The organism is Glutamicibacter bergerei (assembly GCF_054495185.1).
This window is the reverse complement of sequence record NZ_CM137131.1, coordinates 2,406,547-2,418,010: the sequence shown is the minus strand read 5'-3', so window position 1 is coordinate 2,418,010 and position 11,464 is coordinate 2,406,547. Positions and strand designations below refer to the sequence as shown.

At 63.2% G+C, this 11,464-nt stretch carries 8 protein-coding genes; 7 read left to right on the top strand and 1 reads right to left on the bottom strand.

The genetic code is table 11. From position 1 onward, the window contains the following. The first annotated feature begins 137 nt into the window (after nt 1-137). The 7 genes from ACX5K5_RS11195 to ACX5K5_RS11165 all read left to right on the top strand — a co-directional run bounded on the left by ACX5K5_RS11195 (nt 138) and on the right by ACX5K5_RS11165 (nt 10,710). On the top strand, nt 138-1,472 hold the full coding sequence (locus ACX5K5_RS11195; RefSeq protein WP_459174400.1) for a DUF4872 domain-containing protein: 1,335 nt from the start codon (nt 138-140) through the stop codon (nt 1,470-1,472). A 146-nt stretch (nt 1,473-1,618) separates the two neighbouring features. Next, nucleotides 1,619-2,770 (top strand): GuaB3 family IMP dehydrogenase-related protein, encoded by a 1,152-nt coding sequence (locus ACX5K5_RS11190; protein ID WP_096257372.1) that lies wholly within the window; start codon nt 1,619-1,621, stop codon nt 2,768-2,770. A gap of 213 nt (nt 2,771-2,983) precedes the next feature. Next, entirely contained in the window at nt 2,984-3,775 is a 792-nt protein-coding gene (locus ACX5K5_RS11185; RefSeq protein WP_459174399.1) for an SURF1 family cytochrome oxidase biogenesis protein, read from the top strand. Nucleotides 3,776-3,812: 37 nt separating this feature from the next. Next, nucleotides 3,813-4,277 (top strand): DUF3817 domain-containing protein, encoded by a 465-nt coding sequence (locus tag ACX5K5_RS11180; protein ID WP_188686827.1) that lies wholly within the window; start codon nt 3,813-3,815, stop codon nt 4,275-4,277. A gap of 158 nt (nt 4,278-4,435) precedes the next feature. Then, nucleotides 4,436-6,022, top strand: coding sequence for a glutamine-hydrolyzing GMP synthase (gene guaA / locus ACX5K5_RS11175; RefSeq protein ID WP_170947921.1), 1,587 nt, complete (start codon nt 4,436-4,438; stop codon nt 6,020-6,022). A gap of 222 nt (nt 6,023-6,244) precedes the next feature. Next, the gene (locus ACX5K5_RS11170; protein WP_459174398.1) at nt 6,245-10,399 is read left to right on the top strand and encodes a DNA helicase; all 4,155 of its coding nucleotides are present in this window, start codon (nt 6,245-6,247) and stop codon (nt 10,397-10,399) included. After that, the gene (locus ACX5K5_RS11165; RefSeq protein WP_459174397.1) at nt 10,396-10,710 is read left to right on the top strand and encodes a hypothetical protein; all 315 of its coding nucleotides are present in this window, start codon (nt 10,396-10,398) and stop codon (nt 10,708-10,710) included. Before ACX5K5_RS11170 ends, ACX5K5_RS11165 begins: the two co-directional genes overlap by 4 nt. Here the strand turns inward: ACX5K5_RS11165 and ACX5K5_RS11160 are convergent. After that, on the bottom strand, nt 10,707-11,402 hold the full coding sequence (locus ACX5K5_RS11160) for an SAF domain-containing protein (RefSeq protein ID WP_459174396.1): 696 nt from the start codon (nt 11,400-11,402) through the stop codon (nt 10,707-10,709). The two genes, ACX5K5_RS11165 and ACX5K5_RS11160, sit on opposite strands and share 4 nt — an antisense overlap. Nucleotides 11,403-11,464 lie beyond the last annotated feature (62 nt).

The window sequence follows — 11,464 nt, the reverse complement described above, 5'->3', positions numbered from 1 at the left end:
CGGCGGCATGTGTCGGGACCCTCATAGTTTAGCCAGTCGCGGGTACCGGTGCGGAAGAAACACCGTGCCCACCCCACGTAGAATGTAGGCACGACGCCACGCAACGGTGCGCGTCACCGGCAACGAAGGACATGATCTTGGCACAACCCGCGAATCTGAAGAAGCTCGCCCGTGAACGCATGGCTCGAACAGGCGAGAGCTACACGACCGCGCGCAAGAACATCCTGACCGATAAGCCCGAAGGCCCTCGCGCGGCCCGCGCAGCCGCCGCACGCAACTACGCCCAAGAGGCTAAAGACGCGCGATACGCTGAAAAGCACGGCAAACCCAAACCCAAGCCAAAGCCTGCACCGGCACCAAGCCCGGCAGAAGAGTTGCCCGAGTACCCGGCTCCGACCGAAGTTGTGCAGTACGACGCGGGCCTTTGGCACCGAGTCCTCACCCAAGCCGGAGTGACCAATCCAGCCACCGGTGAACCACTAAGCGAGGCACTGCTGGCAGGACTTGCCGGCGGCATCGGCTTCATGGCCTTCACCTTCGAGTACGAGCAGGCCACCACGGTCACCCTCGTCACCCGCGCGCACCCAGAGCCATACACGCAGAACCTGTTGCGTCGCTGCGGCGCCAAGGTCACCGAACGCACCACCGGTTCATCGGATAGCGCTACCGAGTACCTTGATGCGGGGCTGGACGCAGGCCGCGCGGTTGTCGTACGCGTTGCTGTTAGCGCACTGCCATGGATCGAAGCCGGCGAGGTGGATGAGGCAGACATCATCGACGTCGCTATCGTCGGTGAACACGAAGATGACCTGCTCATCGATGATGGCTCCGGCGCACTGATGCCGATCAGCCCGAACGATCTGGCCGTCGCCCGCGCCAAGCGCAAAAAAGAAAAGAACTGGCAAGCCTGGATCCCGTCGCGCCGCTCACCAAACCTGGACACGCTAAGCGCCAACGTACTGGAAGCGGTCACCGAAACTAACGGCCGCCTGCTTGGCACCTTGGAGCTCAAGGGCATCCCGGAGCATTTCGCCAACCGCGTCGGTATCGCCGGAATGCACACCTGGGTTGAAAGCCTGCGCGACACCGACAGCAAGAAGGGCTGGACGCAGATCTTCGCCGATCCGCAACGTCTGGAAACCGGACTGGCACAGCTGCACTGCTTCATGACCGATACCCGCTTTGGCGGACTCGGTGGCTTGCGCGGACTCTACGCAGACTTCCTCGATGAGTGCGAGCAGTTCCCGGGCCTTGAACCGCTGGCCGAGCACGCCGCGGATTATGCGCAGCTCGCAGCTGACTGGATTGACTTGAGCGAAATGGTCGATCCAGAGATAGACCCAGAATCACGCAGCGAGCTCTTTGCCCGCATGGCCGATCAAATGGAAAAGATTGCAGCCGCTGAAGAACGTGCCGCCACCGCACTGGCCAGCACGCTCAGTAGCCTGAAGGCCAGCAAAACCGAGCGCTAAACGCGGTATTGATACGCCACATTGGGTAACTTGCGGTGAACTTGCTCACCGTAAATCAGCCAAATAACGCCCCGTACCCGTAGTGGTGCGGGGCGTTGCGCGTTGACCGAAGCGGGAATCTCCGCGGAACTTGGTAACCTTGTTAGGTGAGTAACGAGATTGAGATCGGCCGTGGCAAGCGCGCCACGAAGGCATATTCCCTGGACGACGTAGCGATCGTACCGAATCGCCGAACCCGTGATCCCAAGGACGTATCGGTCTCTTGGCAGATCGACGCGTTCGCGTTTGAAACCCCCATCTTGGGCGCACCCATGGATTCGGTGACCTCCCCGGCCACCGCAATCGCCCTGGGCAAGCTCGGCGGCTTAGGCGTGCTGAACCTTGAAGGACTGTGGACCCGCTACGAAAACCCGGAACCGGTACTGGCTGAAATTGCCGGGCTGCGTTCCGAGGCGAGCACCCGCAACGATTCGAAGATCACCGCGAAGCTGCAAGAACTTTACGCGGCTCCGATCCAGCCTGAGCTGATCGGCACCCGTTTGGCAGAAATCCGCGAGTCCGGCGTGGTCGTGGCGGGCTCCCTGACCCCACAGCGCACCAAGGAATACTCCCAGGCGGTCATCGATGCCGGCGTTGACATTTTTGTCATCCGCGGCACCACCGTCTCGGCCGAGCACGTCTCGCAGAACACCGAACCACTGAACCTCAAGCAGTTCATTTATGAGCTCGACGTTCCCGTCATCGTGGGCGGAGCGGCCGGTTACACCCCGGCCATGCACCTGATGCGTACCGGCGCGGCCGGCGTACTGGTCGGCTTTGGTGGCGGCGCGTCCTCCACCACCCGCCGCACCCTGGGCATTCACGCACCGATGGCTACCGCCATTGCCGACGTGGCAGCGGCCCGCCGCGACTACATCGAAGAAACCGGTGGCCGTTACGTGCACGTCATTGCCGATGGCGGCCTGGGCAACTCCGGAGATATCGTCAAGGCCATCGCCATGGGCGCCGACGCAGTGATGCTCGGTACCGCCCTGGCCCGCGCCGAAGAAGCACCGGGCGCCGGATACCACTGGGGGATGGAAGCCGTGCATGAGGTCAGCCCACGAGGTGACCGCGCGCAGATCGGTACCGTCGGCTCGCTGGAGCATGTGCTCTACGGACCGTCCCACGAGACCAATGGCACCTCCAACTTGGTTGGTGCCTTGCGCCGTTCGATGGCTACCACCGGCTACTCCACGCTGAAGGAATTCCAGCGCGTGGACGTGGTGCTCTCACCATACGAGTCCGACCGCTTCTAAGCATTTTCATTCAAGCCCGCCGTAACCCAGCAAAGGTTCGGCGGGCTTGAGTACTTTAACGCCCCAGTTCCAAAGCCAGCTCCACACGCCGGCGAAAAAGTCTCAACGATCAAGCCCAGCCAAAAGTTCCCCGGGCACCGCCCAACGTGAAGTAGGTCAATCTCACCCCCGGCGCATTGGAACTTCTACAAGCAATCGAAGTACCGTTAGAGTGTGCTGAAAACCGCTTTCAAACCCAAATGGATCGCCGCCTTACTCGGTGCGTTGCTGATTGCCACCGGATTTGTGGCCCTCTCGGGCTGGCAATTTGGTTCGTCCACCACCGAACCGGTGGTCAAGATCGATGAAACCGAGGTGCCGGTCCCGCTGACCGAGCACTACGCTCCGGGCGTCGAAATGCTGGGCAGCAAGGCAGACCAAATCGTCGAGTTCTCCGGGCACTTCATCCCGGGCACCGACGTGCTGATCAAGGACCGGGTCGACGATGACAACCTGGGCAACTGGGTGGTGTCCGCCTTCGCCGTCGATGGCGCCAAGGATGACGCGGCGATGGCAGTGGTCCGCGGCTGGCAGCCGGAAACCACCACACCGTCCTCAGCACCGAAGGGCACCATCAAGATCACCGGGCGCCTACTGCCTCCCGAGGGTCCAGAGCTAAACTACGACCTGCGCAACCCGGCACTGGCCACCTTGTCTTCCGCGCAGCTGTCCAACAACTGGGACTTGAAGCTTTACACCGGGTTTGTCACCGCACATGAGCTCACCGCCAATGGCCAACCGGTCACTCAGCCTGGCCTGGAGTCCATCTACGTTGGCCCGCAGCCACAAGAGGCACAGATCAACTGGCTGAACGTGTTCTACGGGATCGAATGGGTAGTCTTCGCAGGCTTCGCGTTCTTCCTCTGGTACCGGATGGTGCGCGATGACTACCAGCGCGGCATGGACGACATCGCCGAAGATGCCGCCGCCCAAGCCGCCGCCCGCGAGCAGCTCCCAGAGAACTAATTCACCACCCTCACAACTTCGAAAGGACTTCGAGCAGATGTCCAGCACCACCCCCACACCGCGCCCCCGCAAATTTGGTGGAACCCCGGCGCAGATCCGTTCGGCCGCAAAATTTTATAAGGTGTTCGCCTACGCGACCGGCGTGATGCTGTTGCTGCTCGTGGCCGAAATGGTCCTGAAGTACTTCTGGCAGCTCGAGCTCTTCGTCGGCGGTGAACTGCTGGACGGCGCCGCCAACACCATCGGGATGCTGAACCGCGCCGAAATCAGTGGGGGAGTGAACATCTCGCTGATGATCCTGATCGTGCACGGCTGGATGTACGTGGTGTACCTCTTCGCAGACTTCCGCCTCTGGTCGCTGATGCGCTGGCCATTTAGCCGCTTCATCACCATCGCCTTAGGCGGGGTCATCCCGTTCCTCTCGTTCTTCACCGAACGCACGGTGCACGCCGAGGTGGACGCCGAGCTGGCCGCCCACCCCAAGGCCGCCAAACGTTACTAAAGCCCGACTTATTGGGTCAGAAATTCCTCGTCACACTCGTTGTGGCGGGGATTTTCCGTACCCCGGCCGATCACAACGCCCCATTACAAGCCCCCGGGTGATACTGATGACATGCTTACTGCGCATTCACCGCGCGCTGAACCAGTAGACTAGAGATCGTGACTACTGCTGACCTCACCCCAGAACATAAGCCGGTTCTGGTCGTCGACTACGGGGCCCAATACGCGCAGCTGATTGCTCGCCGCGTACGTGAGGCCCGCGTGTACTCGGAGATCGTCCCGCACACCCTGTCCACCGAAGCCATCTTGGCCAAAAACCCTGCAGCGATCATCCTTTCCGGTGGTCCCTCCAGCGTTTACGCTGACGGTGCGCCTTCCGTAGGCGCCGACCTGTTCGAAGCCGGTATCCCGGTCCTCGGAATTTGCTACGGCTTCCAAGCCATGGCAAACGCCCTGGGCGGTACCGTCGCGGAGACTGGCCTGCGTGAATACGGTTCCACCCAGACCAGCTTTAACGGCGAAGCCCGATCCCTGCTCTCCGGTGCCGACAAAGCACCGAACGTATGGATGAGCCACGGCGACTCGGTTTCCAAGGCACCCGAAGGCTTCGAGGTGCTCGCGACTACCGCCGGCGCCCCGGTTGCGGCTTTCGCCAACGAGGCCAAGCGCCTCTACGGCGTGCAGTGGCACCCAGAGGTTAAGCACTGCGAGTTCGGTCAGGACATCCTGGAGAACTTCCTCTACAACGGTGCAGGTTTGGCCGGAGACTGGACCGCCGGCAACATTGCCGAGGAACAGATCGAACGCATCCGCACCCAGGTCGGCGACGGCAAGGCCATTTGTGGCCTCTCCGGCGGCGTGGACTCGGCGGTAGCCGCTGCCCTGGTGCAGCGCGCCATTGGCGACAACCTCACCTGCGTGTTCGTCAACCACGGTCTGCTGCGCGAAGGCGAAGCGGAACAGGTGGAGAAGGACTTCGTCGCCGCCACCGGCGCGAAGCTCTACATCGCCGACGAACGCGAACGCTTCCTCACCGCACTGGACGGCGTCACCGATCCAGAAACCAAGCGCAAGATCATCGGCCGCGAATTCATTCGCGCCTTTGAGGCCGCCGAGGTAGCAATCCTCAAGGCCGAAGCCGGCACCGGGGAACCGGTCAAGTTCCTGGTGCAGGGCACCTTGTACCCGGACGTTGTCGAATCCGGCGGCGGCGAAGGCGCAAGCAACATCAAGAGCCACCACAACGTGGGCGGACTACCAGAAGATCTGGACTTTGAACTGGTGGAGCCACTGCGCACGCTGTTCAAGGACGAGGTCCGCGCGGTAGGCCGCGAGCTGGGTCTACCCGAGGAAATCGTGGGACGCCAGCCATTCCCCGGCCCAGGCCTGGGCATCCGCATCATCGGTGCGGTCAACGAGGAACGCCTGACCCTGCTGCGCAAGGCCGACGCGATCGCTCGCGCCGAGCTGACCGCCGCAGGTTTGGATGACGAAGTGTGGCAGATGCCGGTAGTACTGCTGGCCGATGTCCGCTCGGTAGGCGTGCAGGGCGATCACCGCACCTACGGTCACCCGATCGTGCTGCGTCCGGTCTCCAGTGAGGACGCGATGACCGCAGACTGGTCACGCCTGCCTTACGATCTGCTCTCCAAGATCTCCAACCGCATCACCAACGAGGTTGACGGCGTGAACCGCGTGGTGCTCGACGTGACCTCCAAGCCACCTGGAACCATCGAGTGGGAGTAACCCCACAGTTCTAGCCGGCACGGTGTAAACCGTGTGGCCCAAGCGGAACCGCCTGTGCTCAGCCGCCCTTCACCGGGTGCGCGAGAACGGACCGGTTCCGCTTGTCCGGTTTAAACGTGTTTCGTGGGCGCATTCTGCCCCACCGGTGCACTACCTTTGAAATGAGGCGTGTAAGCTTTTCCGCGCGCCGTGATGGTCGGTTCAGTGAAGGGAATAACTGTCGTGACTAGTGGCCAAAATGCTGCTGCCGAGCGCGTATCCGCCTGGGTGAAATCCCTGGGCCAAAGCGCCGGCGCCGATACCACCTTGCGGTTTGCTCCGTCGACGTCGAACAGTATCGACATCACGCATGCAAATCCATCGGGGTTGGCCCAGTTTCTAGCGGGCCGTCGTACCCGTCTGTCCACCTTGTTGCACGATGCCGATCAGTTTGCGACCGCCAAGCGGACCGCACGGGCATTAAGCGCTAAGACCACGGAGTTGTGGGACGAGCGCGGCATTGACGTGGGCTACCTCGCCGCAGGTGTCGCCAATTGGCGCGCGGTACATGAGGGCAAGAGCGAGCCGGTCTCCGCACCGATCATGCTTGGCCGGATCACGTTGTCCAAACATCTGGACCACGACGACTACGACATGCAACTGGTAGGCCGCGCCGAAATTTCCCCGGCCTTCGTCCGCCAATTTGAGACCGATCACAACACCAAGGTCGACGTGGACGCGGTAGACGCCGCCGCCTACTCCATTGCCCGCTTTGACCCGGTGCGTGGCATGGATGCGCTGCGCCAGCAGCTCTCCGAGGTCCCCGGGGTAGTGGTTGGACACCGCCTGCTGGTCTCCACCTTCTCCGACCTCATTGACCCGGCCGATCCGGCAATCCTCACCGGAGCACACCCGGTGATCGAGGCGCTGATCCGTGCCGAGGAACGCGCAAGCGATCCCACCGAAGCCGCCGCGCAGGCAGCACAACCCGAGGCACCAGCCGAGGCGAAAACTCAAACTCAGGCAGAGTCCTCCCCGCAACCAGAGGCGGAAGCAAAATCCGAGGAAGCTGGCGGATCGCGTCTGCGCCGGGTCGCCAGCCTGATCAAGGACTCCTCCAAACCACGGCGCACCACCCCGGCCACGGCGCCTGCCGCCAACTCCACCCGTAAGGTGCACACCGGCACCAGCGTGCTGGCCAAAAACAGCGACGAACGCGACCCCGCAGATGAGCTCTACCTGCTGGACGCCGACGAGTCCCAGGCGAGGATGCTCGACTACATCGCCGCCGGCGAATCGGTGAGCATCAACGCCGCTGCCGGCACCGGCGCCACCCAGACCGCACTGAATGCCGCCGGCCTGCTCGCCGCCAAGGGCAAGCGGGTGCTGGTGGTCGCCGAGCAACGTTCAGCCGCCGAAGAATTTGTGCGCCGCTTTAACGAACAGCTCGACGCCGGCAGCCTGCTGCTGGAACCCAACGAGGACCCCGACGCGCTGCGCAACCTGCTGATCCGTGCGATCCTGCGCAATGAGCGAGCCACCGAACCACAGCTGGGCGGGTTGCTCAAGAAGCTGCGCGAATCGCGCGGAGCCCTGCACGAACACGTCAAATCCCTGCATTCGGTGCGTAGCCGTTGGGGCTGCTCACCGTACCAGGCGATGCAAGAGCTTGCTCGACTGACCTCGCTTGACCCGGCACCATCAACCACCGTGCGGCTTAAGCGTTCGGTGCTTGACTCGATGGGCCAGCGCGGCCATGTGGCCGCGCAGCTCAAGCGCGCCGCGCAACTGGGCGCGTTCTCCAAGTCGCACACCACCAGCCCATGGTTTGGCGCGCCGCTACGCAACCAAGAAGCCACCGAGCAGGCACTGACCCTCGCCGGAGGACTTGGCCGCGACCTGCCGATCCTGCACGAACATATGCTCAAAATCGCCGCCCAGTCGCAGATCCGCCTAGAGGACAGCTACGACAAGTGGGGTGACCAGCTGCAGTTGCTGGTGGCCGTGCGCGGTTCGCTGGACAAGTTTGAGGCGGACATCTTTGAAGGTGACATCGACGATCTCATCGCCGCCACCGCCTCCAGCGCTTGGCGCCGCGAACACGGGGTAGAGATGGGCTCCATCGTGCGCTCCCGCTTGCGCAAAATCGCGAAGGAATATGTGCGTCCCGGCATGCACGTGGCCGATCTGCAGGCAGCCCTGCAAGCGGTCTCCATCCAACGTGACGCCTGGCGCGCCATCGCCACCAGCCAGCGCAACCCTGCCGTTCCCGGTGGGCTGCTGGACGTGGAGGCCGGTTATCACGACGCCGGCGCGCGCATCGACAAGCTCTCCGAGATGCTCCCACCACAGCTTGGCACGGGACTGCGCGAAATGCCGATCGCGGAGCTGCTGGACATTATTGCCGCGCTGGTGGACCGCAAGGAAGACCTGGCCGAACTGCCCGAGCGCACGCTCATCGCCGAACAGCTGGCCGAAGGCGGACTGGCAGATCTGCTCGCCGACTTTGCCGACCGTGAAATTGACGCGGACGCCGTCGACGCGGAACTTGAGCTGGCCTGGTGGCAGTCCGCACTGGAAGCGATGATCTCCGGCGATGACTTCCTAGCGATGAACGACGGCGCGAAGCTTGAAAAGATCGAGGCCGACTACCGGCTGGCCGACGGCGCGCACATTTCCTCGGGTCCCTCACGGATCCGCTGGGAGTTGGCCCGCAATTGGAAGGCCGCCTTGGCCGATCACCGCGCCGCGTCCCGTCAGTTGCGCGCAATCCTCAAGGATGGCACCCCGACCGTGGCCGGGCTGCTCGAATTTGGTCCGGCGCTGGTCAGCTCGTTGACCCCGGTCTTCGTTTCGGCACCCCTGCTGCTTGGCAGCGCGTTGCCGGCAGATACCGAGTTCGACGCGGTGATCTTGCTAGAGGCTAACTACCTGACCCTGCGCGAGGTGCTTGACGCGATCCGCCGCTCCAAGCAGGTCATCGCCATCGGGGATCAGATGCTCGGCGGGCCGAAGCCTTTCGAGGTGTCGGTTGATCCCACCGCACGGCTGAAGGAACGCAACCCGGGACGCTCCGCACTCAGCGCGCTGAACGAGGTGCTGGTCACCGGCACCCTGTCCACCGTGTACCGCGGGATCGACGAGGGCCTGGTCGAACAGCTCTCGCGCACCTACTATGATTCGGCGATCTCCCGGCTACCGGTTGCGGTCACCATCACCGGCAGCAGCCCGCTGCTGACCGGAGTGTACGTGCCCGATGCCACCGGCACGCTGTCCAACAGCGAGGACGGGGTACAGACCACCGCTGCCGAGGTCGCGAAGGTCGTGGACCTGGTCTTTGCGCACTTCGCAACCCGTGGGACCGAGTCACTGGCGGTCATCGCCTCCAACCGTGCCCACGCCGCAGCCATTGCCGAGGCAATCCGGGTGCAGCTGCCCAACCATAAGTACGCGATGGATTTCCTGCGTTCCAAGGTGGAACCATTTGTGGTCACCACCATGGACCGGCTCATCGGGGTGCGCCGCGACGCGGTCATCTTCGCCTGGGGTTATGGACGCACACCGCACGGCAAAACCCTGCACGAATTTGGTGCGCTCTCCCGCGAAGGCGGCGAACAGCTCTTCGTTTCGGCGATGACTCGTTCACGTAAACGCATGACGCTGGTGTCCTCATTGCTACCGGCCGATGTGGACCTGGACCGGGTGTACCGCGGGGCCTGGCAGTTCTTCGAGCTCTTCGGCCGGGTGGAAGCCGGGGATTCTGGCGTCAGCACCGTGGGTAGCCCACGCTTTGATGCGCTGGTCTCCGATCTGGCCCGGCGCCTGCGTGAACGAGGCGCAATCGTGGCCGAGGACTACCGCGGCGTGCTTGATCTTTCAGCGCACGCGCTGGACATGGACGGCGATTCGCCGGTGCGACCGCTGGCAGTGGTTTACGACGGGACCGAGCACTATGCCGGGCTGACCGTGCGTGAACGCAGCCGGTTGCGTCCGGAGTTCTTCGAGAACCACGGCTGGCGCTACGTGCCGCTGTGGACCATCGACGTGTTCACCGATCCGGCCTCGGTCACCGACCGGTTGGCGCGCAGTTTGGAGTTGGCCCCGGCCGCCTCCGCACATCCGCGCACCGGTCCGCGTACCCGGGTTCCGATGGCGCCTCCGGTCTCCGCGAGCAGCGTGACCGCGCAGCCCGCCTCGGCAAAACCAGCGGCCAAGTCGACCGACAAAGAAGAAGCAAAAGCAGAAGCAAAGGCAGAAGCAAAGTCAGCAGCAAAGCCGGTTCAGGAAGCAGAGTCCGCACAGCAGCCAGCGACTCCGGCGCCGATCCCCGCCAGCGCGGACGCCGCTAAAAATGCGCCAGCCGAAGATCAGCAGACGCAGAAACCACAGGGTAAATGAGCGAGCGTGCGGGGCAGGAACCGGCGGGCAAAAAACCCGCCGCCCGGGTTAAGCGACCCCGGGTCATTGCCCCGCCGCAACAGCTGAGCGCGAAAGTTGAACTCACCGGTAGTTACACCCCGGTACCGGTAGTGGCGTCGGTGGACCGCGCGTTAGCTACCGGGCTGCCGCCATCGACCAAGCCCAGCGCAAAAACCGGCAACCCGATAGCCGAGTTGCGCGCCAAGGACGATGACCCACGCCAGTGGGGAGACAATGTAGAAGATTTGGCCGAAAGCATGAAACGCGACAAACCCCCACACTGGGGTTAGTTCACCAGCACCGCCGAAACCTTGCCACGGGACACCGCACCGGAGAGCTCATCGGAATACTGGTTGGCCGCGGCCACCACGATAATTCCTTCACCGCGCGGACTTGCGGCATTAAACATGCCCAGCTGTCCCTCACCAGAAGCCGGAACCCATAACACCGGCACCGCCCGAGCAATGGTTTCAGAACTAATCTTGGCCTCAAAACCATCCCCGGTGGTCAGCACAATGTCCACCAGTTGCCCCGGATGCATTAGGCTCACCGTGGCAGGATCACTGAGCCTGATGGGCACCGCAACGGTCCCGGCAATGGTCCCGGTCAGCAGATTTGGACCCACCAGCAGGTGCTCGCGCAACACCGTCCCGGCGGGAACCGCCACCGCCAGGCGTTGGCCGATCACCGCCTCCGCTTCGGTCAATACCTGGTTGTCCGCCGGATCCAGCGGAATGCTCAGCAGCTGCACCTGATCGGCGCGAACAATCTGCCCCGAGGGCAGATCACCGCTGGCCACCACCACCTCGCGTTGGGCCAGCTGCCCCTCGGCGAGCACATTGATGCCCGCGGCCACCGCCAGCAACAACAGCACCAGGGCCAACGGTTTACGATAACGCCGCAAAAGCTGATGGCGCGTGCGTGCTGCCCGGATCTTTGGCCGCGGAATCACCGGGGTGCGGCGTCGAGATAAATTACTCATACCCCTAAGCAAACCCGCCAACACTAGGAACAGCCACGCACCGGCCGCGAACTGTGGGCAAA

Coding starts and splice junctions, on each gene's coding strand:
- ACX5K5_RS11160 (WP_459174396.1), bottom strand. CDS start 11,402: ATGAGTAATTTATCTCGACGCCGCACCCCGGTGATTCCGCGGCCAAAG.
- ACX5K5_RS11180 (WP_188686827.1), top strand. CDS start 3,813: ATGTCCAGCACCACCCCCACACCGCGCCCCCGCAAATTTGGTGGAACC.
- ACX5K5_RS11165 (WP_459174397.1), top strand. CDS start 10,396: ATGAGCGAGCGTGCGGGGCAGGAACCGGCGGGCAAAAAACCCGCCGCC.